Source organism: Nocardia sp. SSK8 (assembly GCF_037034205.1).
Taxonomy (GTDB): domain Bacteria; phylum Actinomycetota; class Actinomycetes; order Mycobacteriales; family Mycobacteriaceae; genus Nocardia.
Map to the genome: position 1 here is coordinate 179,085 of NZ_JBAGKD010000006.1, position 25,137 is coordinate 204,221.

Here is a 25,137-nt window from a genome sequence, read left to right on the forward strand (position 1 = left end):
CGTCAGCTCTCGGCGACCGCGGCCTTGAATTCGCTTCGCACCGGCAGTGATTCGATCAGATCGGCCACCGCCGTGCGCAGGCGCGCGGCCGAACCGGTGGCGATCGAGGACCACTTCACGCCGTCGTCGGCGACGCTGGCCGTGATGAGGAAACGGCCTGCGCGCGTGTTGAACACGGCGATGTGGTTGTCCTGGATGTCGCGGGTGCCGTCGCCGTAGGCGACACCGACGATCTCGGCGTAGGAGTGGATCTCCACCAGGGCCGAGGCCAGCGTCTGGGCGTCGGTGGCCGGGTGGCCGACCTTCGTCAGCCGCTCGGTGGTGGCCGCCGCGTCACCGGTGTCGCCGAAGATCGGCGCCAGTTCCTCGGTCGGCGCGTTCATGCCGTACAGCTCGAGTGCCTCGGTCTGCCCGAGCGCGTGCAGAACCGCGCCGGGCAGATCGAGACCGGCATCGTCGACGACATAGGAATCCGGCCCGCGCAGGGCGACGACCGCGCGGTCGTCGCCCTGCGCCAGACAGAATCGATTCACCTGGCCCGCGACCACCCACCGCAGCGCGATGATCCACTGCGGCCGGTAGAGCACCCGCAGGCGCTCGGCGAGCTCGGGCGCGACCGTGTCACCGAACAGCAGTTCGCGTTCGGTGAGCACGGCCTCCGCGGCATTCATGGCCGCGTCGTGCGCGGTCACGTTGTCGTAGCGCCCCATGGCATCGAGGACGACGGGCATCTCGTCGAACTGCAGCTTCTCCAGGAGATACTGCATCTCGTCCAGCGAGAGCACGACGGCCTCGAGCAGCGATCCCCCGCTACCCCCGCCCAGGACCGTCACTTGGCCGTTCCGGCGAGATCGGCGCCGATCACGCCCTCGGCCGCGTAGCGCCCGTCGGTGAACTGCTCGTTGGAGCGGCCGTAGTCGACGGCGTCGTGCTCGTCGTCGTCCTCGCCCTTGGCGCCACGGCCGAGCAGCGGGTTGGCGCCGTGCGCGGTGTTGTTGCGCACCGGCGCGCCGTCGACGCGGTTGACCACCGACTCGGTGACCGGCGCCGCCGCGGGCGCGCTGGCCGCCGGAGCGCCCCAGCCCTCGGGCAGCTTGAGCTGACCCGGCGCGAACGTGGAGCCGCCGAGACCGGCCGACACGGTGGACAGGCCGCCCGCGGCCCCCGCGCCGAGACCGGCCATGACCGGCGCCGCCGCGGTGGCGGGCACGGTACCGGCGGTGGTGACCGCCGACAGCGCCGAGCCCGCGATATTGCCCGCGGTGCCGACACCGCCGGAGACGACGCTGCCCGCGACATTGGCCGCCTGGGTGGCCGCGCTGACCACACCGGGGTTGGACACGAAGGCCTGCGCCGCGCCGATCGCGGTGGAGATCGGGTCACCGCCGAAGTCGCCCTCGGTGGCGGTACCGGCGCCGCTGGCGATCTGCGGCGGCATGGAGAACTCACCCGGGGTGGTGACCGTGGCGGTGGTGGCCGCCTCGTAGGTCTCCATCACCAGCGCGGCGCGCACGTCCATGGCGTGGCGGGCGACCTCGGCCACCTCGAACGCGCCGGAGACGACACCGGCCGGGTTGGTCGAGGCGGCGACCGCCGCGTTGGTGGCCAGGATCTCGGGCAGGCTCGGCATCGCCAGCGAGGCCACGGTGTAGGCGGTGGCGTTGGCGGTGGCCTTGGCGCTCATCACACCGGCCATCGCGCTCTGCTGGCCGGTCCAGGCCAGGAACGGCGCGAGCCGCCCCAGCACGGCCAGACCGTTGACACCCTGCAGGCCGACGCCCACCTCGGCGATCACGCGGGTGATCGTGAAGGTCGCGTCACCCCAGGCCGCGGCCAGCGTCCCCCACGACGTGGCCGCTGCGGCGATCGGCACGGCGTGCGCGCCGGTGTTGAGGGTGGTCGAGTTGACCTCGGCCATACGCGGTAGCCAGAAGACCCCGGTGATCCCTGCGGTCATTGTTGTTTCTCCCCTGAGTGAATGATCGTCGACGGATCGGGTACGACTACACCTGGACGGCGTTGATGGTGGCCGCGCGGGCCACGTCCTCGCCGATGTGGGTGGTCAGCTGCGAGCGCAGCGTCGCGGCGGCGTGGTGCAGCTCGAGGATGCCCTGAGCCATCGCGCCGTCGTGGGTACCCGCCGCGCGGTTGAAGTGCGAGGCGGCCAGCAGCGACACCTCTTCGGCTCCGGAGGGGAGCACGTGGGTGGTGGGCCCGGCCAGGCCCGCGGCGACGGCGAGCCGCTCGGCGAGCAGATCGAGCTCGGCGGCGGCGGCGAGGACGATTTCAGGTGCGACGAGAACGTGTCCAACCATGACCCGACTCCTTCTGGTGGCGACTATCGGGAACCACGAGAATTCCCCCTACGAGTGATAGGACGCGAGAGCGGGTCGTTCGGTTCCATCGATTCCCCACCCATTTTCGCTAACCCCATCCCAGCTCATGCAACCGGTCGTCGTCAATCCCGAAATAGTGTGCTATTTCATGGATCACGGTGATCGCGACTTCCTCGATCACCTCGTCGTCGGTGGTGCAGATGTCGAGAATAGCCTCTCGATAGATGGTTATGGTATCCGGCAGCGAACCCGCGTAGAAGCTGTCTCGCTCAGTGAGCGCGATCCCGTGGTAGAGCCCGAGCAGCGAGGGCTCCTCGTCATTGCGGTCCTCCACCAGCACCACCACGTTGTCGATGGCCTCGGTGAGCTGAGGTGGGATCTGATCGAGAGCGTCGCTGACCAGCTCTTCGAACCGCTCCGGCGACATCCGGCCGGGTGCTGTCACCGCGGTTGCGGCTGCGGCGGCAGCGGTGCGGCGCCGGGCAGCGGTGCCGGGGTGGAGCGGCCGGTGTTCGGTGGCGGCACGGGTGCCTGGCCGTCGATCAGGATCTCGCCGCGGGCCGAGCCGACGATCGGCGCGAAACCCTCACGGTCGACACCCTTTCCGAGCCAGCAGTTCAGTTTGTGACTGCCCGCGAGCCAACTGGTCGGTTCCAGCACATCGAAGAACATCGTCAGCGTCTTGTTGCGGATGGCGTCGGGGCTGCCCAGATAGTCGGTGGCCAGCCTGCTGCACTCGGCCTCCACGTACTTGTCCTGGTCGGCCTCCGAGGGCGGCCCGCCGGTGAAGTTGGCGGCCAGGTCGACGGTGCCGACGATCTCCACCGCGTGCGGCTGGGCGCAGTCGACCGGGTCGGTCGGCAGGTTCTGGCTGATGCCGAGGCAGGTGCCCGGCTCGTGGATCTTGGACTGGTCGCCCTCGGCGATGCTGCCGGTGGAGGCCGGGCTGGTGGTGGTGGCGGCCACCTGCACCCCGCAGCGCAGGGTCCGGTCGCCGTGCTGCCAGCCCGCCGGGCTCGGTGACATCACGTTCACCGTGTACTTGCCCCTGGCGTCGAAGCGCCCGCCCAGGTAGCTCTGCACCGCGCTGACGCAGTGCTCGTCGCGCAGCTCGGTCATCCGCAGCGAATCCGGATGCCGGGTGCCCTCGCCGAACTCGCGGCCCGGGTAGGCGCTCAGGTCGATCACCCCGGCCACCTCGAACAGGTGCTTGTCCGCGCAGTTCACCTTCACCAGGTCGCTGCGGTCGGGCTTGGTCCAGCTCAGGCAGTCGCCCTCGTTGGCGCTGCTGAACTCCTTGTCTCGGACCACCGGCTCGGCGCCGGGCTGGTGCGCCTCGACCTTGTCGCTGTCGAACCCGGTGACGGTCATGGTGACCATCGCCGCGACGACCGCGCCGAGGGCGCCGATCAGCAGGCCCCAGCGGAGCTTGTTCGCCGACAGGTGCAGCGAACTGCCGCTGCGGCGGGGCTTTGCCGGGCTCGGTGCTGGGTCATTTCGCTGCTTGGACATCGTTGGCGAGTGTAGGTAACGTGCCGGAACTTTGTACGCGGTCCCAGATGGTGCTGTGTTTTTTGGAGCGCTGGCGCGCTCGAGTCGCGGCCCCTAGGGGCCGCCGGTCAGCGCTCGAGACTCGCGCCTGCGGCGCATGCGCTTCGAGCGCTGACCGGCGACCCGGCCGCGACCGGCCACTTCGTGGCCGCCGCTCCTCGGGGTCGCGGGTGCGGGGCTGGGAGTGCGGTCATGGCGGACCTGGGGTGTTTCGGTGTGGCTGGGGGTGCGGTAGGTGGTGCACTCCGGTCGTGCCGTGGGGGGCGGTCGTCAGCCGCGCAGGGCGGAGGCGAAGATGCCCGGTAGGCGGCGGATTTTCCCGTCGCCGTAGAACTCGGTCAGCTTGCGGCCGGTGCCGGTGCCGGTCTTGTTGGAGACGAACCACGGGGGCTTGGGGGTGGTCGCGAACTCGCCGCCCAGGATCGAGCGCGGCGCCGGGCGGAAGGGGCCGCGGACGACGGTGCGCTCGACATCGTCGAGGAGGAAGGCGTTGTGTACGACGCCGACGCCGCTCTGGATGTCGTCGAGGGTGTGGCCGGGGTAGGCGCCCCAGCTGGCGCGCGGGGTGAGGAAGGCCAGACCGGTCCAGGAATTGAGCGCGACGGTGCCGTAGCGCAGGTTCGCGATGGCGGTGTCGAGGGCGCCGCCGAGCTCCTTGATGGTGGCCGGATCGGCGATGAGGTTGGCGCCGAGGGTGCCCATCAGTTCGTCGTTGGCGAAATCGACCGCGTTGCCGAGGAATTCGGTGCCGGTGCCGGGCAGTTCCACCACGCCGAGCACGGGGGAGAAGTACTCGGTGCGCAGCAGCGGGGTGCCGGTGGTCGGCAGGTTCTCGACCAGCACGCGGCCGTTGGCGCGGGCGGTGCCCGGGTAGCTCTCCAGCGCGCCCGCGACCCGGTTGTCGCTGCCGGGGTAGTAGGCGGTGCGGGTGGGAGCGGCGTCGATGGCGGCGCGCAGTTCGGTGAGGAACTGCTGCTTGAGCGGCCAGTCGGCGGCCAGCACCACGGTCTGCGCGGCCACACAGTTGTAGCCGCCGTTGTGCAGGCGCATGGTCGCCACGTGCTCGGCCTGGAACTTCAGATCGGCCGCCGACCACTCGCCGGGCACCACGATGACCGGCGCGACGCCGCCCAGCTCGCTGGTGATCGGCTTCGCCAGCGCGGGCGTGCCCGCCGCGCGGCGCTGGGCGCCCTCCTCGCCGGTGCCCCAGACGATGGCGTCGTGGGTGGGCGCGCCGCCGGTCATGTGCACGTGCGCCACCTGCGGGTGGTTCACCAGGTAGCCGCCCTCGGCGGCGCCGCCGGTGAGGATGCGGACCAGCCCGAGTGCGATGAACGGCGCGAAGATGGTCTGGAACACCGGCAGCAGCGGGTCGGTGATGGGGTTGAGCTTGAGCGCGACGACGCGGTTGTTGGCGTAGAGCTCGTAGAGAGTGTCCAGCGGCGCGATGGACATGATGTTGCCCGCGCCGAGCACCGCGCCGACCCCGCCGGTCGCGGCCGGGTCGAGCTGGGCCAGGCCCGCCTTGCGCCGCGCGGTCCCCGCGTCGACGCCGGGCTTGAGCCAGACGTCCGCGGAGAACCCGCTGAGCAGCAGTTTGTCGTAGACGCCGTGCGGCAGCGCGGGCACGCTCACCCGGCCGCCGGGCGCGCTGCCCAGCGCGATCCCGTCGAGCGGGCTGCGGCCCTGCTCGAGTGCGCTCAGCGATTCGCTCAGCGCCTGGGCGCCCGCCAGCATGGTCATCGGGCCCGACATCCACTCCTCACCGAGCAGCGGGCTGTCGGCGTCGAGCTTCTTGATCACGCGCGCGGCGTCCACCCACGCCTGCGCCTCACGCGCGGTGATCGCGTGCAGTTCGTCGAGCAGTTCGCGGCGGCGACGCAGGTCGGTCGCGGCCCAGGTCTTCTCCCCCTGAGTGAGATCGGCGAGTGCGGCATCTATCCCGGCGGTGTCGAAAGAAGTACTCACACCGCAACTATGCTCTCCCCGCCCCCGCTTGGCATAGGGGCGAAAGATTATCCGTTGCGCGCACTACTAGGCTGTTTTCCTATGATCGACCTCCGATTCGTGCGCGAGAACCCGGAAGCCGTGCGCGCCTCGCAGCGGGCCCGCGGTGAGGACCCCGCCCTCGTCGACGCGCTGCTGGAAGCCGACGCCGCGCGCCGCGCCGCCGTGGCCACCGCCGACAACCTGCGCGCCGAGCACAAGGCCATGGGCAAGGTGATCGGCAAGGCGAGCAAGGAGGAGCGCCCGGCCCTGCTGGCCGCCGCCACCGACATGTCCGCCAAGGTCAAAGAGGCCGAGGCCGCTCAGCACGCCGCCGACGCCGACCTCGACGCCGCGCACCGCGCCATCTCCAATGTGGTGCAGGAGGGCGCGCCCGCGGGCGGCGAGGACGATTACATCGTGCTCGAGACCGTCGGCACCCCACCGGAGTTCGACTTCGAGCCGAAGGACCACCTGGAACTCGGCGAGTCGCTGGGCCTGATCGACATGGAGCGCGGCGCCAAGGTGTCGGGCTCGCGGTTCTACTTCCTCACCGGCCACGGCGCGCTGCTGCAGCTGGGTCTGCTCCAGCTGGCCGCGCAGAAGGCCGTCGCCAACGGGTTCACCATGATGATCCCGCCGGTGCTGGTGCGCCCCGAGATCATGGCCGGAACCGGCTTCCTGGGTCAGCACGCGGCCGAGGTCTACCATCTCGAGGACGACGATCTGTACCTGGTCGGCACCTCGGAGGTGCCGCTGGCGGGCTACCACGCCGAGGAGATCCTCGACCTGAGCGAGGGCCCCAAGCGCTACGCGGGCTGGTCGTCGTGTTTCCGCCGCGAGGCGGGCAGCTACGGCAAGGACACCCGCGGCATCATCCGGGTGCACCAGTTCGACAAGGTGGAGATGTTCGTCTACACCACCCCCGAGCAGGCCGACGCCGAGCACCAGCGCCTGCTGGCCTGGGAGCGCGAGATGCTGGCCGCCATCGACGTGCCCTACCGGGTCATCGACACCGCGGCGGGCGACCTGGGCAGCTCGGCGGCGCGCAAGTTCGACTGCGAGGCCTGGGTCCCCACCCAGCAGACCTACCGTGAGCTGTCGTCCACCTCGAACTGCACCACCTTCCAGGCCCGCAGGCTCTCGGTGCGCTACCGCGACGAGAACGGGAAGCCGCAGATCGCGGCCACGTTGAACGGCACCCTGGCGACCACGCGCTGGATCGTGGCCATCCTGGAGAACCACCAGCAGGCCGACGGCTCGGTGCGGGTGCCCGCGGCGCTGGTGCCGTTCGTCGGCACCGAGGTCTTGAAACCGTAGACCTCTTCACTGTTTGCCAGGTGGGCATTTGTAGCATGTGGCAAACGACCTGACCCGACAACATCTAGGCTGGTGCTCGTGCGAGGAATCGGGGCGCGCGGCGATACCCGAACCCGGGTGCGGGCGGCATCGGCGTTGGCGACGGCAAAGGTCATGGCCAGGACAACGGGGGCGTTCTACGTCCTCGGCGGTGTCCTCGGCCTGACCATCACTGCGATCGCACCGGCTGACACGCGTGCCCTGGACGTCACGGGCGTCGAGGACGGCAGCCGGTTACTGGTCGGCATCGCGGCCGCGGTCGCGCTGGTCCTCGGACTCACCCTGCTGGCCTGGGGTCCGCGCATGCCGCACGCCCTGCACCACGCCTACCTGGCCACCGCGACCGTGCTGGTCACCATCGCGGTGCACGATTTCCCCAACCTGGTCGGCGGCATCACGCTGGCCTCGTTCTACGTCTTCGTCGCCTGCGACGCCGCGCTGTTCTTCGCCTGGCCCTTCGCCGCCGCGCACATCGGCTTCGCGATGGCGCTGTGCCTGTGGGTGCTGCCCGATCGCGGGTTGCCGTGGTGGTCGGGTCTGATCCCGGCGGGTGTCACCTTCGGCGCGGGCGTGGTGGTCGGCATCCTCACCCGGATGGCGTCGGACGCCGATATCGACGTGCTCACCGGCCTGCTCAACCGGCGCGGTTTCGAGAAGCAGCTCAACCCGGCGATCGACGCGGCCGGACGCGGCGGGCACGGCCTGTCGCTGGTGCTGGTCGACCTGGACCGCTTCCAGAAGATCAACGACCATCTCGGCCACCGCGCGGGCGACGCCGTGCTGCAACGCGTGGCCGACACCTGGCTCGACCTGCTCGCCCCCGACCAGGTGCTGGCCCGCTTCGGCGGCGATGTCTTCGCGCTGCTGCTGCCCGGCACCACCGAACAGGCCGCCATCCTGCTCACCGAGCAGCTGCGCGCCGCGGTGACCATGGGCTGCTCGGCCGGTGTCACCTCCTGGCAGCCGGGCGAATCGGGATCGCTGCTGATCAGCCGGGCCGATGTGGGCCTGTACCGGGCCAAGCAGGCGGGCCGCAACCGCACGGTGCTCGAGTCCTCGCGGCAGCTGCCGCTGGCGGTGGAACTGCGCGAGGCGATCGACCGCGGCGCGCTGGACGTGCACTACCAGCCGATCGTCAGCCTCACCGAGGACGGCGGCCAGGCGGTCGGCGTCGAGGCGCTGCTGCGCTGGTCGTCCAATGCCCAGCCCGAGGTCACCACCGAGGGCCTGATCCGGGTCGCCGAGGAATACGACCTCATCTCCGACCTGGACGAACTGGTGCTGCGCCGCGCCTGCGCCGACGCCGCGCGCCTGCAGGAGAGCTTCGCCTCGCTGGACCTGACCCTCAATGTGAACGTCTCGGGCCTGGAACTGGCCGAGACCGATTACGCCGAGCGGGTCGCCACCATCCTGTCCGATACCGGCTGGCCCGCCGACCAGCTCGTCCTCGAGGTGACCGAGAGCGAACTGGCCGCCGAATCGCAGACCGCCATCGCCAACCTGCACACCCTGCGCGACCGGGGCGTGCGCATCGCCATCGACGATTTCGGCACCGGCTACTCCTCGCTGAGCCGCCTGGCCACCATCCCCAGCGACATCCTCAAGGTCGACCAGTCCTTCGTCGCCGCGATCCGCTCCGATTCGCCCGCGCCGCCGCTGCTCGGCGTGATCGCCGCGCTGAGCAAGTCGCTGGACCTGCAGGTCATCGCCGAGGGCGTGGAAACCGAATACCAGGCCGCGGTGCTCACCGAGCTGGGCTTCGCCCTCGCCCAGGGCTACCACTACAGCGATTCGCACCCGGTCTCGGAGCTCATCAACGACCTCAACGAGGGCAACCCGCCCGTGGGCAGCTCCGACGACGACGATTCGCTCTCCGCCAGCGGCTGGATCCCGCTCGGGTAAAAGCCCTTGACGGGTCGCGGCCGCGCGGCGAACCATGGTCTGCATGAGCATGCTGGTCTACGACTGTTGATCCCGGCTCGTCCGCCGATGCGCCGCGGTGGTTACGCGCTTGACCGCTGACCCGGTCGACGTCCGCGCCCTCACAGTGCGCGCGGTCCTGTTCCGGGGCACCCGCGACCTGCTGCCGATCTATGCCCTCTACGGTGTGCTCTTCGCCGACCACGGCCTGAGCACCGCCCAGATCTCGCTCCTGCTGGCTGTGTGGTCGGTGACGGCGTTCGTGCTCGAGGTCCCCTCGGGCGCCTGGGCCGACACCGTCTCGCGCCGCGCCCTGCTCATCGCGAGCTGCCTGCTCCAGGGCACCTGCTTCGCGCTGTGGATGATCGCGCCCTCCTTCGCCGGATTCGCGCTCGGTTTCGTGGTGTGGGGTATCGCGGGCGCACTCGAATCGGGCACCTTCGAGGCTCTGATCTACGACGACTTGGTCGCCCGCGGTGCCCCGAACGCCTACGCCTCGATCATGGGCTGGTCGCGCGGCGCCCAGGAATCCACCGTCCTGCTGGCGATCCTCGCGGCGGCCCCGCTCTACGCCCTCGGCGGATACGCCCTGGTCGGCTGGGTCAGCGTCGGCATCGCCCTGCTCCACACCGGCACCGCCCTGCTCCTCCCACGCCCCCCGGTCGCCATCTCCGCCACCGCCGTAGACGACCTCGACGACACCCCACCCACCCCCGACCGCCTCGGCCCCCACGCCATGCCCACCTCCCCGCCGGTCATCCGCGCCGCGACCGACACACCATCGCCCACCAAGGCTGACGCCACGCCCCCCAGTCGCGCCGATGCGCCCGTGCGGGGCGACGCCGATGCGCCCGTGCCGGGCGACAACGATGCGCTTGGCGACGGCGGGCTTGGCGACGGCGGTGTGCCCGCGCCTGGCGACGACGATGCGCCTGTGCCCGCTGGCGGTGGTGTGCCCAACGTCGATGACGCGTCCACATCCGGCGATGACACGCTGCGCGCGCTAACACCCGACACCGATCACCCGGCAGCAGCCACCACCTACCGCGGCGCAACGGTGTCCTCCCGCTACTTGACCATGCTGCGCACCGGTCTCGGCGAGGCCCTGCGCGTGCGCCGGGTCCGTCGCGGTGTCCTGCTCGGCGCGCTGCTCTACGGCGTCACCGCCTTCGACGAGTACTTCGGTCTGCTGGCCGTCTCCGGTGGCGCCTCCACCAGCACCTCCGCCCTGCTCATCGCGGTCACGGTGGTCGGTTCGCTGCTCGGCTCCCTGCTGGCGGGCCGCACCGAGGCCGTCTCGGCCCGCACCCTCGCCATCGCCCTGTTCGTCGCGGGCCTGCTGTTCGTCGCCGGTGCGCTGGCGGTCGGCGTGGGCAGCACCGCCATGCTGTGGATCGGCTTCGTCGGCATCGGTATCGCCTACGGCATCGACTTCAATGCCGAGGTCATCGCGGATGCCCGGCTCCAGGACACCATCGCCGGACCGGCCCGCGCCACTGTCACCTCGGTGTCGGGTCTGCTGTCGGAGATCGTGGCGCTGGGGGTGTTCGCGTTCGTCGCGCTGGCCACCCAGTGGCTGGCGATGTCCACCACCATCGCGTTGCTGGGCTTGGTCATCCTGGTCAGTGCCGTGCTCACCCCGACCTGGCTGCCGCCTCGCCCCACCCACTAGCGCCGCGCCGGGATGCTAGGTTGCTGGCGAAACTAGGAGTGGGGGAGTAACCGCGATGATCGAGCCGTTGTCGCCGACCGAGTCACCGGTGATCGGCCGCTACCGCATCCGCGGGGTGCTCGGCGCGGGCGGGATGGGCCGGGTACTGCTGGCCACCGGGCCGGACGGCCGTTTCGTGGCGATCAAGCAGATCCACGCGCACCTGCTCGACGACCGCGAGTTCCGCGCGCGCTTCGAACGCGAGGTCGCCATCTCGGCGCGGGTGTCGGGCGCGTTCACCGCCGCCGTGGTTGACTTCGACACCGCGAGCGAATCCCCTTGGCTGGCTTCGGTGTTCATTCCGGGCGTGCCGCTGGACAAAGCGGTCCGCGAGCTGGGCCCACTGCCGGTACCGGCGCTGCGCACCCTCGCCTCCGGCCTGGCCTCGGCCCTGCACTCCATCCACAGCGCGGGCCTGGTGCACCGGGATCTCAAGCCCGCCAACGTGATCCTGGCCGCCGACGGTCCCCGCGTGATCGACTTCGGTATCGCCCAGGCGGCCGGGCTCGGTTCCGCCCCACTCACCGAGGTGGGCGCGGTCGTCGGCTCGCCCGCGTACATGTCCCCGGAACAGGCCAACAGCGCTCCGGTCACCTCGGCCAGCGATGTCTTCTCCCTCGGCTCGCTGCTGTGCATGGCCGCGACCGGCGACAGTCCCTTCGCGGCTACGTCGGCGCCGTACACGCTGTTCAATATCGTGCACAGCGAACCGCAGCTCGACGCGGTCCCGCCGCCGCTGCGCGAGCTGATCGCGGGCTGCCTGCGCAAGGACCCGCAGGCCAGGCCGACGCCCGCCCAGATCCTGGACTACCTCGGGGTACTGCCGGTGCAGGCCCAGCCATGGCCAGCCCCCGTGCACGCCGAAATCGCGGAGCAGACGCGGAATCTGGTCGCGCTCACTTCCGATCCCGAAGCGACCCAGATCCTTCCGCCGAGTCTCACGATCCCCCGGCCGAGCTCGGCGGCGGTGCCACCCGCCTCGCCGGTTCCGAAGCGGCGCACCGGATTACGGCTCGCCATCGCCGCGACGGCCGCAGTGGTACTGGCGGGCGCGCTCACCGCGGTGGTCCTGCGCGGTGACGACGACCCGCCACCCCCGGCTGTCGCCACGGCCGCCCTCCCCGCGCTCGACCGCCTGCGGGGCATCGACACCTGCGACTGGCTCCGCGACGCACTCGGCGAAACCCTGCCTGCCGCCGTGGCTGCCAAAGCCGCCACCTCGGTCGATGCCTGGCGCTGGCAGCCGACCTCGAGCTGGGGCTGTGACAGCAGCTCCGGCGGCGCGCGCCTGGCCGTCGAGATCGGCGCCGCCACCGACCTTTTCGACGACGAGGCCGGAGTCGTCAACGGCTACGTCATCACCCGCCGCGGCACCGACTGCGCTTTCGCCATCGCCGGTCCCGACGCCCAGCCGTGGGGGATCACCGTTGACACCTTCACCCGCGACGACTGCGCGCTGGCCGAACACACCGTCGACCGGCTCACCTCCGCCGTCACCGGGCTGACCCCCGGCCCCGATGCCCAGGCGTCGCTGTCCTCGGTGGATCCCTGTGCCCTGATCGACGACTCCGCCTTTCTCTCCCTCGGCACCGCCACCGCGAAATCGGCGCACGTGTGTGAGTGGCCGGGCGCCACCAGCGTGCGCGTCACCCTGTCGCAACCGCAGCAGCGGCAGAGCTCGGTCGAGGAGAAGGTGATCGATATCGGTGACGGCGTGCTGGTCGAGGACGAGATCATCGGCTCGGTGGGGTTCAACGAATGCCGCCGGGTCTACCGGTTCCGCAAGATCGGTACCACCTATCGCGAGGTCGTCGAGGTGTTCGTCGCCGATCCCAAGCGCACCTCCGGCGATCTGTGCCAGGTGGCCGATCCGCTGATGCGCCAGGCCGTGAGCCGGTTGCCCGCGCGGTAGCCGCGGCGAATGCGCAGGTGATAGGTTCACCGCAGAGTTCGGGGAGGGAATGTTCGTGCGTCATCGGTACCTCGCGGTATTACTCTCGCTCACCCTGTTCACCGCGGGTTGTGGGGACGAGTCCGTCGCGCCCGACCACGGCGACTACGCGCTGACCCCGATCCCCGGCGATTTCGACGAGAGCCCCAGCCGGGTGCGCGGTTCGCTGGTGGAATCGGCGCGCATCGGTGAGCGGGTGATCTTCGCCGACCAGGTGGACCCGGAGCTCACCTCGGGCAACGGCGGTGGCGTGGTGGTGGGTGTGCGCGGGGTCGACGACATGCTCTCCGGCGTCCAGAAGTCCGCGCTCGGCCCGTTCGACGTGCTGGCCGGGTTCGGTGCCATCGGCGGCAACGGCCAGACCGACGACGAGCAGAAGGAGAAATTCCTCTCCGTCACCCTGCTCTCGCTGCCCGACGCGGCCCAGGCCGAGGCCGCCGCCCGCGCGATGGCCGCCGCGGACTTCACCGCCAATACCGAGAACGCGCCCTTGACGCTGCCGGAATTCCCCACGGCGCTGAGCCATTGGCGCCCCGGCGTGCCGACGGCCGGGAGCTGGCTGGTCTGGCAGAACATGGTCATCCGGGTGTTCGCGAAGGTCATCGAGCCGAGCCCCGAAGCGCTCACCGACCTGCTCGCTCGCACCTACCGCGCGCAACTGGCCGAGCTGGACGGCTTCGTGCCTACCCCGGCCGCCGAGCTGGCGAATCTGGCTCTCGACCCCGACGACCTGCTGGTCCGCACACTGAAGACTGGCGAATACTGGCCCGACCGCTGGAATTTCCTGATCTACGGCCCGCGCGGCTACGCCCTGCTGCTGGACAAGCCGACCGCCCGTCTGCGCGAATTCGACGCCGTCTCGATGGACGCCGTCGCGGTCTCGCACAACAAGTTCCTGCACCGCACCGCCGACGAGCAGGCCGCCACCACCTTCGCCGAGACCGAACGCCAGTCCCTGCTCGCCGGTGACTACACGGCCATGCGCGCGGTGCCCGGCATCGACGGGATCGACTGCTACCGGGCGGCGCGGCCGAACACCACCGCCAACGAGGCCCGGCGGTTCGCCTGCGTGGTGCGCCACGGCGAGTTCGTGGTGCGGCTCTACGGCAACGACGACATCGACATCCGCAGGCAGTCCGCCGCGCAGTTCGCGCTGCTCGGCGGCCGGTGGTGAGCAGGGGAGGCGCGATGCGACCGTTGACAGCCCAGGACCCGGATCAACTCGGCCGCTACCGCCTGCTGGCCCAGATCGGGCGCGGCGGCATGGGCCAGGTGCTGCTGGGGCAGGGGCCCGACGGCCGGTTGGTGGCGGTGAAGCAGATCCACCGCCAGTTCACCGGCAATCCGGAGTTCCAGGCGCGCTTCCGCCGCGAGGTGCTGGCCTCGCAGCAGGTCACCGGCGCCTACACGGCGGGCGTGGTCGACCACGACGCCGAGTCGGCGACCCCCTGGCTGGCCTCGGAGTACATCGCCGGGCCCGCCCTGCAGGACATGATCGCCGAGTACGGCAAGCTCACCGTGAGCGGTCTCAAACTGCTGGCCACCGGCCTGGCCATGGCCCTGCTCGAGATCCACCGCACCGGTCTGGTGCACCGCGATCTCAAGCCGAGCAATGTCCTGCTCACCAACGACGGCCCCCGGGTGATCGATTTCGGCATCGCCCGCGCGCTCGAGGACGACCTGGCCCTCACCCAGACCGGAACCGTGCTCGGTTCGCCCGCGTACATGTCGCCCGAGCAGGCCGAATGCCGCCCGCTCACCGCGGCATCGGATGTGTTCGCCGTCGGCGCGATCCTGGCCATGGCGGCCACCGGCGCCAGTCCGTTCGAGGCGGCCTCCACCCCGCAGGTCCTCTACAACGTGCTCTACACCGCCGCCGATACCAGCGCCGTCCCGCCGCCGCTGCGCCCGATCGTCGAGGCCTGCCTGGCCAAGGACCCGGCCGCGCGCCCCACCCCCGAGCAGCTGCTCGACCTGGCGGGCCGGATCGAGGCCGAACCCGTGTGGCCGGTGCGCATCCGCAGGCACATCGCCGACTGCCACGCCGAGGCCATGGCCTGGGCCGACGGCACCGCCCGGTCCGCCACCCCGCAGGCGCCCGCACCGCCGAAAAAGCGCTGGCAGCGTCTGGTCCCGATCGCCGCCGGGGTCTCGGTCCTGACCCTGGTCGCCATCGCGATCACCGGTATCGGCCAGGAGGGCACCGCGGTCGCCATGGACGACCCGCCGCTGGCCCTGACCGACGACGAGACCCGCGGCCTCGACGTCTGCGCGCTGATGAAACCGGACGTGCTCGGCGAACTCGGCACGGCCGTGGGCGAACTCGTGCCCGGCGGCGTCACCGGCTGCCGCGTCTACTACCTCGACCAGTCCGGCCAGAAGATCTACTTCGGCCTGGAGACCAGCATCCCGGTCGGCGAGACCCGCTCCGGCAACCAGCCGATGGGCACCACCATCAACTGGATGCCGGTGCTCGGCCGCTACCGCGAGGCCCTCAGCTGCGACCGCTCGGTGGTGACCCAGAGCGGCCTGCCGTTGGCCCTGACCATGACCGCCACCCCGAACGCGGGCAACGGCTGCCCGGCGGCCGAACGCGCGCTGGCCGCGGTGGTGCGCCGCCTGGCCGTCAACCCGCCGCTGCGCGCGGACGCACCGGACTCGGTGCTGCGGATGGACGCCTGCACGCTGATCGATATCGCGGCGACCAGCGCGGTCGTCGGCGATCCCGTCCGCGAGCGCACCCCGCACGGCTGCGCGGCGACCGGTCGCGACGGCTACTTCGCCGTCGACATCGACGATCGCGTGCGCCCCGACAATGTGGTCGGCGGCAAGGTCCGCCCGACCACCACCATCGCGGGCCGGGAGGTCTACGTGCACCACGAGGCCGAGACCTACTGCGAGTTCATCGTGATGATCCGCCCGACCCGCGACGACCGCGCCGAACAAGTGCACACCACCTACTACTCCACGCTGCCCGACCCGCCGGACACCTGCGACACCGCGGCTGGCCTGCTCGCTCCCGCCCTCGCGAAGTTGCCGACCTCATGACGATCCAGCCCCCCGACCCCCGCGACCCCGGCACCATCGGCCGCTACCGCGTGCTCGGCACGCTCGACTCCGCGCCCGGCTTCCACGCCGTGCTGGCCGCCGGACCCGACAACTCCCTGGTCGTGGTCCAGCAGGCAGGCCAGGAACTGCTCGGCGAACCGGACTTCCGGGTCCGCCTGCGGCACAGCGCCGTAGCCGCCATGCGGGTGGCCGGTGCGCACAACACCACCGTCATCGATGTCGACGCCGATGCCGAACGGCCCTGGCTGGCCTCGGTTTTCGTGCCCGGCGTCCGGCTCGACCAGGCGGTCGCCGAACACGGCCCGCTGCCGGTGCCCGCGGTGCGCGCGCTGGCCGGGTCGCTGGCCTCGGCCCTGCGCGCGGTGCACGGCGCGGGCCTGGTGCACCGGCGGCTGCGCGCGGATTCGGTGCTGCTGTCCACTGATCGCGGCAGGCTCAGCGAAATCGGCATCACGCCTGTCGAGGGGGCGTCGAATACCGCCGCGGCCCTTGGCACCCCAGAATTCCTGGCCCCGGAACAGGCTCTCGGACTGGAAGTCACGCCCGCCGCCGATGTTTTCGCGCTCGGCTCGGTGCTGGCCTTCGCCGCCTCCGGCGTCACCCCGTTCGCCGCGCCCTCGGTGCCGTACACGCTGTTCAATATCGCCCAGCGCGAACCGGATCTGAGCCGCGTCCCCGAACCGCTGTTCGAGATGCTCGCCGCCTGCCTGCGCAAGGACCCGGCCGCGCGCCCCACCCCCGGCCAGATCCTGCAGTATCTCGGCGGCGAACCGACCGGCCCGCCGCCGTGGCCCGCCCCGGTCCTCGACGACATCGGCCGCCGGGAACATGAGATCACGGCCCTGCTGGCCGCGCTGCCGCCGATGACCGCGCCCGAACCCGAACCCGCCCGTCCTCTTCCGGAGCGGCTGGCCGATCTCCGGTCGACGACCGTCGAATTCGGCAGGCGCGCGGCGCTCTTCGCGCAGGACCGGTGGAAGGCGTCGAGCCCACGCCTGCGGATCGGCGCGGCCCTCGGCGTGGTGGCCGTCCTGCTGGCCCTCACCGGGATCACCGCCTTCGCGACCCGCGAGCGGCCCCCGGTCACCGGGCTGACGCTGGCCGAACTGCGCCGCGTCGACGGCTGCGCCTGGCTCACCACCGCCCTCGGTGACGTCGTCCCCGTCGACCCGGAGCCATTGCCCGCCGACACCTGGACCTACGAACCCTCCTCGACCTGGGGCTGCCGGGCCGCCTCCGGCAGATACGGCATCACCCTCGCCCTCGGCGAGGAGAACCAGTACCTGACCCCGCAGGTGAACCTGGTCGACGGCGTCCCGGTGATCGACGGCAGCAACGCGACCTGTGCCAGGGCCATCGCCAGCCCGGGCGACGAACACGAGGCGGGCATCGTCATCAGCCTCACCGAGCCGGGCCTGAAGGGCACCTGCGCGGGCCTGGACTACGTCGCCGCCAATATCGCCCGCACCCTCACCTCGGCACCGCGCGCCGAGGACCGCGACGGCTCGCTGGCCACGCTGGACCCGTGCGCCCTGCTCGACCGCGAGCTCGTCGCCGACAAGATCGGCGCCCTGCCCGCCACGCCGACCATCGCCGACGCGCACACCTGCCAGTGGGACGCGCGCCTGCGGCTGAGCGTGAAACTGGTGCGCGCCAGCCTGCTCACCGCGGGTGAGAACCTGGAGATGACCACCGTCGACGGCCTCCAGATGTATCTGGACAAGGGCAGTTCGAGGGCCATCTGCACCCGCGCCTACCTGCTGCCGGATTCCACCGAGACGGTCGAGGTCGCGGTGCACGGCATCGACGGACTCCGCGAGGACTACTGCCCGATCACCACGTCCGTCCTGCGCCATGTGGTGGACCAGCTGCCGAACCGCTGATCGAGGTCGATGGGGAATACTCGACCCCGGACAACCACCACGAAGGGACAGCGATGGACCAGCTCGGGGTAGCGGTGATCGGGTACGGCCTGGCCGGGGCGGTGTTCCACGCGCCGCTGATCGCGGCCGAACCACGCCTGCGGGTGGCCTCGGTGGTGACCTCGTCGGAAGAGCGGGCCGCCCAGGCGCGCGCCGAGCATCCGGGCGTGCGGATCTGGGCGACTGCCGAGGAGCTGTTCGCCCAGGACGAGGACGTCGACCTCGCCGTGATCGCCACACCCAACCGCACCCACGCCCCGCTCGCGCTGAAAGCGCTGGCCGCCGGTCTGCCGGTGGTGGTGGACAAGCCCTTCGCCGTCACCGCCGCCGACGCCCAGGAGGTGGTCGAGGCCGCCGAGCGCACCGACCTGCCGCTGAGCGTGTTCCAGAATCGCCGGTGGGACAACGACTTCCTGACCGTGCGCGCCCTGCTCGACGCCGGTGAGTTCGGCGAGGTGCGCCGCTTCGAATCCCGCTTCGAGCGGTGGCGCCCTGAGGTGAAGGGCGGCTGGCGCGAGGTCGGCCCGGCCGAGGACGGCGCGGGCATCCTGTTCGATCTCGGCGCGCACCTGGTGGACCAGGCGCTGACCCTGTTCGGCCCGGTCGTCGAGGTCTACGCCGAACTCGACCGCCGCCGCCCCGGTGTCGCGGCCGACGACGACGCCTTCATCGCCCTCACCCACGCCCAGGGCACGCGCTCGCAGCTGTGGATGAGTGCCGTCGCCCCGCAACTCGGCCCGCGCCTGCGGGTGCTGGGCTCCACCAACGGCTACACCGTCTCCGGCCTCGACCCGCAGGAATCGGCGCTGCGGGCCGGACGCCGCCCCGATGACGGAAAACCCTGGGGCACTGTCGATCCCGAGGCCTGGGGAATCCTCGGCGCTGGCGCGGATCTGCGCGCCGTGCCCACCCGCCCCGGCGACTACCCCGCCTTCTACGCGGGCATGGCCGCCACGCTGCTCGACGGCGCCCCGGTCCCGGTCGACCCGCGCGACGCGGTGGAGACCCTGCGCATCCTCGAGTACGCCCGCCATGTCGCGGGCGGCCCCGAGGACTGAGGTGGCTAGAGCTCGAGCTCGGCGTCGATATCGGCCAGCCTGCGGCGAGCCAGCGCGAGATTGCCGCGCGAGCGGTCCATGGCCAGGTAGAGGAACAGGCCCTTGGACCGGCGCCCCTGGGTGGGCCGGATCAGGTGGTACTGCCCACCGAGGGTGATGAGCACGTCCTCGATCTCCTGCTCCAGCCCGAGCTGCTCCATGGTGCGCATCTTCGCGCGCAGCACCTCGGTATTGCCCGCGGCGGCGACCTGCAGGTCCAGGTTCTTGGAGCCGCCGATGGTGCCCAGCGTCATCCCGCTGGTGTAGTCGACGACGCAGGCCCCCAGCGCGCCGTCCAGCAGCATCATTTCCTTGAGCGCAACATCCATGTCCGCCATGGTTTTTCCTCTCGAATCGGATCGGATCGAACCGTTGTTCGTGAGGTTAGGCGAGAGCCGTTGCGGCCGATGCCGAATCGATACCTAATTCTCCGAAGATCGGCAGTTTGCAAGTTATGCAAACAGCGATACCAGGTCTCGGCACGAAAAACGGGCGAGACGAAGGTCGTCTCGCCCGTTCGGGTTTCGGGGGTCAGAGCTTGCGGGAGCGTAGTTCGTGGCCCTTGGAGGTCTTGCAGCGGCCCGATTCCAGGTCCCACTGCCAGCCGTGCAGGTTGCAGGTGAGGTTGTTGCCTTCCACCACACCGAATTTCGACAGGTCGGCCTTGAGGTGCGGGCAGCGGCGCTGCACCTCCCAGCCGTCCAGCTCGACCACGGCCGAGTCGTCGTGCGCCTCGGAGAACCAGCCGTCGGCGTAGGCGATGCGCTCGTCGGTGAGGCACTTGAAGAAGGTGTAGAGGAACTCGTTGTAGCCACCGATGCGCCACGCCTGGAAGCGGGTGGACAGGAAGATGGTGTTCACCCAGTCCGGCTCGTTGTCGCGCAGCACGGTGCGCACCAGCTCGGGCGCGATGCGGAAGCCGTAGCGGTAGCGGCCCTCACCCTCCACGGGCAGGCGCACGGTGCGGTGCGGGAAGTCCAGCACGATGGTCTCGTCGCCGATCACCAGGCCGACCGGGTAGCCGATGCCGTCGCTGATCAGCGCGCTCTGCTTCATGATCGGCTCGAACAGCTCGCGCAGCGGCTCGAGCAGCGAACCCTCGCCGGTCTCCCAGGACGCCTTCTCCGCGGCCAGCACCGGCGCGAACCGCTGCGCCATCTCGGCGATGTAGGCGGCCTTGTCGCCGTAGATGCGATCGGGGTCGAACGGATGCGCCAGATCCAGCTCCGCGCCGCGCACATCGGCCACCGAACCCGGGATCATCAGGATCCCGCCCGCGTTGCCGTGGATCTCCATCTGCTCGAGGAACACCATCTGATCAGGGAAGATATTGCCCTCGTCGCCCCGGTCGTCGTTGAGGTAGCGCAGCTCCTCGTCCAGGAACACCGGCGGACCGGCCGAGGGCACCACCCAGGTGGCGCCGACCTGCTCGATGTAGGAGCGGGCCCGGTCCATGCCGCGCTGCCGCTTCTGCTTGCCGAAATTGGCCTTGGTGCGCGCGGGGATGTCGTAGACGGCGGGGTACCAGATGGCGCCGGAGTACTGCAGCAGGTGGATATCGATGTGACCGAACGCGTCGTGGATGACGTCCATGTCCACCGGGCGCGCGTCGTTCATGTTGAAACAGGTGGTCTCGCCGTCGGAGACCAGGATGCCCGAGTCGCCGATGGGACCGTCGGCGGGCGCGCGCAGGGCCACGATCATGATGTCGAGCGAGCCCTTGGGCCCGGTGATCGTGTGCTTGACCGAGTCCTGGGTCTCGAAGAACTTGGTGAAGCCCAGCGCCTCGAGCTCACGGCGCAGATCCGGCACCGGGTAGTCCGGCAGCAGGATGGTCGCGTCCTTGTTGACGTACTTGCGCAGGTGCGCGGCGTCGAAGTGGTCGCGGTGCAGGTGCGACACGTAGAGGTAGTCGACATCGCCGAGCGACTCCCAGTCGAGCTGCGAGTTGTCCGGGAACGGGAACCACGACGCGAAATACGCGGGATTGACCCATGGATCGCACAGGATCGTCCCGGCCGTGGTTCGGATATGGAAGCCTGCGTGTCCGACGCTGGTGATCTGCACGAGCCATTTCCTCCTACCAGTACCAGCCAACCAGGGTAGTGGCTAAATCGTTACGTCACCGATGCAGTAGCCCTCGGCTGTCGGAACGAGGGTGAATGTCCGATTTCTCGTCTCCCCCGTCGCGGTGGTCACGGGAACGTGAACCGCCAGGTAGTCGCCACGAACCTGCTCGGATCGTAGCTCTTCGGCGGCGTAGGAGGTGACATTGCCTACTTTGCCCGAGTCGCCTGTCAAGGGGGGTGCTGTGGGGTTGCCGGTGCCCGTGGGATCCCAGGTGGCGGGATCGGCCTTGCAGGTCAGCGGGTGAGATGCTTCGATGTCTGCCGGATCGAGCGGTTTGCCGGTGGCGCGCGCGAGGTAGCGGCGCACGGTGTGGCGGGCGTCGGCGTCGTCGTAACCGGGCTCGACGCCCGCGGCGAACACCCGTCCGCAGGCGTAACCCGAGGCGACGGACTCGCGGTCCACGGTCACCGTGGTGGTGCCCGACTGCCAGGTCACCGTGTCGGCGGTGGCGGTGCCGGGGCTGCTCAGGGCGGTCAGTACGCGCTGCGGGTCGGCGTACATCTCGGCGACGGTGCGCGGCGGGATCGTCCAGCACTTGGCCTGGAGTTCGGCGACGGTGCCGGTGCGCAGGTCGGCGGCCCAGCGGCGCACGGCGGTGACGGCGTCCGGCTCGCCGGGGACCGCGCCGACCTGTGGCGCGTCGGCGGGCAGCGGGGCGGTGGTGGCCGTCGGGGCCGGTTCGCCCGGCGCGATCGGGGCGGGGGTCGTCTCGATGGTGGTCGTCGTGGTGGTCTCGTCCTGGACCGGGTCACCGGGAATCCCGGAAACCGAATCGCATCCGGCGACCAGCGCCGCGGTGACGGTCAGCCCCGCGACCAGCACGAAGGCGCGATGCGGGCGGGCCGGGACGGGCAGTTGAGCGCGTTGCACTGCGACGTTCCTCATTCCTAGGTCGTGGCACCCGCGTACCGAGCACGGGCGGTGACTGTCGGGGCGAGCGAACTCGCCGGGGGTAGGCCGGTGTGCGCGAACCGAATTCGGCACCCGAGGCATCGCCGCGATCCTACGGGGAGATCCGGCGACGGCGGCGACCTGCCGCGAGCGGCGATCGGCGACTACGCTAGCGGACTTGTGGAACCCGTCTACCGGTCGATCATCGGCCTGGCCCGAACCGTCTTCTTCCTCGAAGGTCTGAAGTTCACCGTCAAGGGCGCGGAGAACATCCCCGCGTCCGGCGGTGCCGTGGTGGCGATCAACCACACCGGCTACATGGACTTCACCTACGCGGGACTGCCCGCGCGCACACCTGGTCGCTACATCAGGTTCATGGCCAAGAAGGAGGTGTTCGACAACAGCGTCTCCGGCCCGATCATGCGCGCGCTCAAGCACATCCCCGTCGACCGGACCGCGGGCGCCGACTCCTACAAGTCGGCGGTGTCCTACCTGCGCGACGGCGAGCTCGTCGGCGTGTACCCCGAGGCCACCATCAGCCGCAGCTTCGAGATCAAGGAATTCAAGTCCGGCGCGGCCCGGATGGCGCTCGAGGCCGAGGTCCCGATCATTCCCGTGGTGATCTGGGGCGCCCAGCGAGTGTGGACCAAGGGCTTCCCCAAGCGCCTCGGCCGCACCAACACCCCCATCTCCATCGCCGTCGGCACCCCCATCCACCCCTACGAGCCCGCCGCCGACCTCACCACCGAACTCCGCACCACCATGCAGGCGATGCTCGCCGACCTCCAGGAGTCCTACGTCCACGAACCCGGCGCCTACTGGGTCCCCAAGCGCCTGGGCGGCAGCGCCCCCTCGCTCGAAGAGGCCACCGCCCTCGACGACGCCGAAGCCGCCGAACGCCTGGCCCGCAAAGCCGCGAAGAACTCCGATTCCTGATCCGGTGGTGGCGGCGCGCGGCGTCGCCACCACCGGATCAGTTCATGGTCAGCACCCAGGACCCGTTGCAGCCCTTGCTGGTGTTGCGGTCGGCGTCGTAGACCCAGGTGGTCTTCACCGGCGGGTTCGTGCGGACGCTCCACCGGCCGTTGGGTGACTTCACCACCTTGCCGTCGTAGGCGAGGAGCGACAGCTGGTTGCGGCCGAACGTCCACGTGCCCTTGCTGGTGGGGTAGTTCAGGCGCAGGTGCACGTTGCCGCCGCGGTGGTTCTGCACCACCAGGCAGGAGCGCGGATAGCTGCGACCGGCCGCGTAGTCGGCGAATCCGCCCTCCTCGACGTTCTCGACCGCGTCGGAGTATTGCGTCGGGTCGGTGATCTCGGCGTGGGCCGGGCCGGCGCCCAGCATGGTTACCGTGGTCACAGCGATCCCCGCCGCGACCGTCCCCAGAGTCTTCATTCGCGTGCCTCCCGTTGTCTTCCGGCAGGGCTGCCGGGCTGGGAAAACTGTGCGCCACAGGGTTTTCCGCATCCTTGTCGCGGGCTTAAGGTGACGGTGCGCCGGGGCCGGATCTCACCGTGGGCCGGGGGCGGCTGTGCGCACGGATTTCGTGTTTTCGGGGGTCACGCGCTAATGTCTCTTCTCGCACGGCGAAGGCCCCGGCGATCCCGGAACGGTCATCGAAGTGCATGCGGATGTAGCGCAGCTGGTAGCGCATCACCTTGCCAAGGTGAGGGTCGCGAGTTCGAATCTCGTCATCCGCTCCACGAGAAGCCCGGTAGACATCATGTCGCCGGGCTTTTCTCATGGCCGCTCGTCGGACATCGGGGGCAGGAAATCGCCGAGGAGGGTGCGGCGCCACCAGATGCCCTCGCGGAACAGCTCGGTGGGGGAGCTGAAGTGGTATTCGTAGAGCCGGGCGCGCAGGTAGGTCGGCGGGGTGTCGGGGAACGGGCAGTGGCGCAGCAGCCGCAGGGTGTCGGGGTCGTTGCGGAGCAGGCGCGTGACCAGGGGAACGAACCAGCCGCGCGCGTACGACGGCGAGAGCGCGGCGAACCACATCAGCCAATCCAGCCGCAGGTGGTAGGGCGCCCACTGACGCGGGCGGCGGCGCGGATCACCCGGTTTGCCCTTGAACTCGTATTCGCGCCACACCGTGTCCGCGTCGAGGTGGGCGGCGTCGGTGCCCTCGAAGACGATCTCCTGGCGCACCCGGGTGATGTCACCGAACGCGCCGTAGGTGTTGACCAGGCGCAGCGGGTCGAACGAGGCGTTCATGGCCTGCCGGGAGGACAGCAGGTTGGCCAGCGGCCGATAGCTCAGCACGAGCACGAGGGCGACATAACCGAACACCGCCACGGTGAACCAGAGCGGCGTGCTCGTCGCGGGCGGTCCGGGCGGCCCGGCGGCGACGGCGGTCGCGGCCAGCAGCAGGGTCACCCAGTTCAGCCAGGAGAAATTGCCGGAGAACACCAGCCACAGCTGGGTCACGATGATGAGCACCGCCGCCACGCTCGCCACCGGCTGCGGCGCGAACAGCCCGAACGGCACCACCAGCTGGGCCACATGATTGGCCGCCGCCTCCACCCGGTGCAGCGGCCGGGGCAGGTGGTGGAAGAACCAGCTCAGCGGGCCGGGCATCGGCTGGGTCTCGTGGTGGTAGTACAGGCAGGTCAGGTTGCGCCAGCAGGGGTCGCCGCGCAGTTTGATCAGCCCGGCGCCGAATTCCACCCGGAACAGCAGCCAGCGCGCGGCCAGCAGTACCAGCAGCGGCGGCGCCACGCTGTCGTTGCCCAGGAAGATCGCCAGGAAACCGGCCTCGAGCAGCAGCGATTCCCAACCGAACGCGTACCAGCGCTGCCCCACGTTCACGATCGACAGATACAGTGCCCACAGCGCCAACCACAGCGCCATCGAGGCCCACAGCGGCACCAGATCCGCGAGCCCCACCGCGACCGCCACCGCCAGCGCCGCCCCCGACCAGGCCACCACGGCGAAGAACCGGTCCGAGTAGCGCACGTGGAACAGGCTCGGTGACCGGCGGAACGGGGTGCGCGCGAGATAGCGCGGAATCGGCAGCAGGCCGCGTTCCCCGAGCAGCGCGCGGAATTGCAGCGCCGCGCCGACGAACGCGACGGCGTAGAGCACCGCCAGGCCGCGCTGGAAGATCAGCCTGCCCAGCCAGTATTCGGGTGCCGCGAACCACTCCATGCCAGTGCTCCCGGGCGCTCGCCTCCCTGATCGATGGGCTACCCGCTGATCGCCGGGCGAAACGCC

General features: G+C 70.3%; 20 protein-coding genes and 1 tRNA gene. 10 read left to right on the top strand and 11 right to left on the bottom strand.

The genetic code is table 11. The features are described 5' to 3' along the window. Positions 1 to 2: 2 nt before the first annotated feature. The 6 genes from WA675_RS13990 to WA675_RS14015 all read right to left on the bottom strand — a co-directional run bounded on the left by WA675_RS13990 (position 3) and on the right by WA675_RS14015 (position 5,855). Positions 3 to 833 carry an ESX secretion-associated protein EspG gene (locus WA675_RS13990; protein WP_336084710.1) on the bottom strand — a complete coding sequence of 277 codons (831 nt, stop codon included), beginning with the start codon at positions 831 to 833 and terminating at the stop codon, positions 3 to 5. Beyond that, entirely contained in the window at positions 830 to 1,957 is a 1,128-nt protein-coding gene (locus WA675_RS13995; protein WP_336084711.1) for a PPE family protein, read from the bottom strand. The genes WA675_RS13990 and WA675_RS13995 overlap by 4 nt, the downstream gene beginning before the upstream one ends. A 46-nt stretch (positions 1,958 to 2,003) precedes the next feature. Then, entirely contained in the window at positions 2,004 to 2,315 is a 312-nt protein-coding gene (locus WA675_RS14000; protein ID WP_336084712.1) for a PE family protein, read from the bottom strand. A gap of 109 nt (positions 2,316 to 2,424) precedes the next feature. Further along, the gene (locus tag WA675_RS14005) at positions 2,425 to 2,763 is read right to left on the bottom strand and encodes a metallopeptidase family protein (RefSeq protein ID WP_336084956.1); all 339 of its coding nucleotides are present in this window, start codon (positions 2,761 to 2,763) and stop codon (positions 2,425 to 2,427) included. Positions 2,764 to 2,777: 14 nt separating this feature from the next. Further along, entirely contained in the window at positions 2,778 to 3,848 is a 1,071-nt protein-coding gene (locus WA675_RS14010) for a septum formation family protein (protein WP_336084713.1), read from the bottom strand. Positions 3,849 to 4,157: 309 nt separating this feature from the next. Further along, complete coding sequence (locus tag WA675_RS14015; protein ID WP_336084714.1) at positions 4,158 to 5,855, bottom strand: aldehyde dehydrogenase family protein; 1,698 nt, start codon at positions 5,853 to 5,855, stop codon at positions 4,158 to 4,160. Between the two features lie 81 nt (positions 5,856 to 5,936). Here WA675_RS14015 and serS point away from each other — a divergent pair, with 81 nt between their 5' ends. From serS to WA675_RS14055, 8 genes are all read left to right on the top strand, one after another. Next, positions 5,937 to 7,193, top strand: coding sequence for a serine--tRNA ligase (gene serS / locus WA675_RS14020; protein WP_336084715.1), 1,257 nt, complete (start codon positions 5,937 to 5,939; stop codon positions 7,191 to 7,193). A gap of 153 nt (positions 7,194 to 7,346) precedes the next feature. Continuing rightward, the gene (locus WA675_RS14025) at positions 7,347 to 9,134 is read left to right on the top strand and encodes a putative bifunctional diguanylate cyclase/phosphodiesterase (protein ID WP_336084716.1); all 1,788 of its coding nucleotides are present in this window, start codon (positions 7,347 to 7,349) and stop codon (positions 9,132 to 9,134) included. A 109-nt stretch (positions 9,135 to 9,243) separates the two neighbouring features. Continuing rightward, positions 9,244 to 10,824 carry an MFS transporter gene (locus WA675_RS14030; RefSeq protein ID WP_336084717.1) on the top strand — a complete coding sequence of 527 codons (1,581 nt, stop codon included), beginning with the start codon at positions 9,244 to 9,246 and terminating at the stop codon, positions 10,822 to 10,824. Between the two features lie 55 nt (positions 10,825 to 10,879). After that, positions 10,880 to 12,775, top strand: a complete 1,896-nt coding sequence (locus WA675_RS14035; RefSeq protein WP_336084718.1) for a serine/threonine-protein kinase — start codon at positions 10,880 to 10,882, stop codon at positions 12,773 to 12,775. 55 nt (positions 12,776 to 12,830) lie between these two features. Next, positions 12,831 to 13,988, top strand: a complete 1,158-nt coding sequence (locus tag WA675_RS14040; RefSeq protein ID WP_336084719.1) for a DUF7373 family lipoprotein — start codon at positions 12,831 to 12,833, stop codon at positions 13,986 to 13,988. A gap of 14 nt (positions 13,989 to 14,002) precedes the next feature. Continuing rightward, positions 14,003 to 15,862, top strand: coding sequence for a serine/threonine-protein kinase (locus WA675_RS14045; protein WP_336084720.1), 1,860 nt, complete (start codon positions 14,003 to 14,005; stop codon positions 15,860 to 15,862). Beyond that, positions 15,859 to 17,766 (top strand): serine/threonine-protein kinase, encoded by a 1,908-nt coding sequence (locus WA675_RS14050; protein ID WP_336084721.1) that lies wholly within the window; start codon positions 15,859 to 15,861, stop codon positions 17,764 to 17,766. Before WA675_RS14045 ends, WA675_RS14050 begins: the two co-directional genes overlap by 4 nt. Positions 17,767 to 17,819: 53 nt before the next feature. Beyond that, positions 17,820 to 18,863: a Gfo/Idh/MocA family protein gene (locus WA675_RS14055; RefSeq protein WP_336084722.1), complete on the top strand. Its 1,044-nt coding sequence runs from the start codon at positions 17,820 to 17,822 to the stop codon at positions 18,861 to 18,863. 5 nt (positions 18,864 to 18,868) lie between these two features. Here WA675_RS14055 and WA675_RS14060 read toward each other — a convergent pair whose 3' ends face one another. From WA675_RS14060 to WA675_RS14070, 3 genes are all read right to left on the bottom strand, one after another. Continuing rightward, positions 18,869 to 19,240 (bottom strand): hypothetical protein, encoded by a 372-nt coding sequence (locus tag WA675_RS14060; protein ID WP_336084723.1) that lies wholly within the window; start codon positions 19,238 to 19,240, stop codon positions 18,869 to 18,871. A 193-nt stretch (positions 19,241 to 19,433) separates the two neighbouring features. Beyond that, on the bottom strand, positions 19,434 to 20,969 hold the full coding sequence (locus tag WA675_RS14065; RefSeq protein ID WP_336084724.1) for a Rieske 2Fe-2S domain-containing protein: 1,536 nt from the start codon (positions 20,967 to 20,969) through the stop codon (positions 19,434 to 19,436). A gap of 42 nt (positions 20,970 to 21,011) precedes the next feature. After that, positions 21,012 to 21,902, bottom strand: a complete 891-nt coding sequence (locus WA675_RS14070) for a hypothetical protein (RefSeq protein ID WP_336084725.1) — start codon at positions 21,900 to 21,902, stop codon at positions 21,012 to 21,014. A gap of 201 nt (positions 21,903 to 22,103) precedes the next feature. On the opposite strand from WA675_RS14070, the gene WA675_RS14075 reads away from it, so the two are divergent. After that, complete coding sequence (locus WA675_RS14075; protein ID WP_336084726.1) at positions 22,104 to 22,859, top strand: lysophospholipid acyltransferase family protein; 756 nt, start codon at positions 22,104 to 22,106, stop codon at positions 22,857 to 22,859. A 37-nt stretch (positions 22,860 to 22,896) separates the two neighbouring features. Here the strand turns inward: WA675_RS14075 and WA675_RS14080 are convergent, their stop codons facing one another. Further along, positions 22,897 to 23,319: a hypothetical protein gene (locus WA675_RS14080; RefSeq protein WP_336084728.1), complete on the bottom strand. Its 423-nt coding sequence runs from the start codon at positions 23,317 to 23,319 to the stop codon at positions 22,897 to 22,899. A 232-nt stretch (positions 23,320 to 23,551) separates the two neighbouring features. On the opposite strand from WA675_RS14080, the gene WA675_RS14085 reads away from it, so the two are divergent. Beyond that, a tRNA-Gly gene (locus WA675_RS14085) sits at positions 23,552 to 23,627 on the top strand. Positions 23,628 to 23,664: 37 nt separating this feature from the next. On the opposite strand, the gene WA675_RS14090 is transcribed toward WA675_RS14085, so the two are convergent. After that, positions 23,665 to 25,071, bottom strand: coding sequence for a lipase maturation factor family protein (locus tag WA675_RS14090; protein WP_336084730.1), 1,407 nt, complete (start codon positions 25,069 to 25,071; stop codon positions 23,665 to 23,667). Positions 25,072 to 25,137 lie beyond the last annotated feature (66 nt).